Source organism: Pseudomonas sp. HMSC057H01 (assembly GCF_001836405.1).
Lineage (GTDB): Bacteria > Pseudomonadota > Gammaproteobacteria > Pseudomonadales > Pseudomonadaceae > Pseudomonas > Pseudomonas aeruginosa.
Genome location: NZ_KV828522.1, coordinates 25,425 through 25,703, shown reverse-complemented (window position 1 = coordinate 25,703; position 279 = coordinate 25,425). Strand labels below are relative to the sequence as shown.

Here is a 279-nt window from a genome sequence, read left to right as displayed (position 1 = left end):
TGACCACCGGCGCGGCCGGCGCCACCGAGTCCACGGTGGTGCTGGCCGGAGCGCTGGTATTGCCGGTCGGGTCGCTGGCCGTGGCGTTGACCACGGTGCCGTTGGCCAGCGGCGTGCCCGGTGTGAAGCTCCAGTTGCCGCTGCCGTCGGCGGTGACCTGCCCGATCGGATTGCCGCTGCCATCGGTCAGGGTCACCGTGGCGCCCGGTTCGGCGGTGCCGCTGATCTCCGCGCCGTTGCTCGGATTGACCACCGGCGCGGCCGGCGCCACCGAGTCCA

1 protein-coding gene is annotated in these 279 nt (G+C 73.5%); it reads right to left on the bottom strand.

Annotated elements, in window-relative coordinates:
• On the bottom strand, positions 1–279 hold a 279-nt coding region (locus tag HMPREF2581_RS33250), incomplete at both ends, for an Ig-like domain-containing protein (protein WP_168173303.1).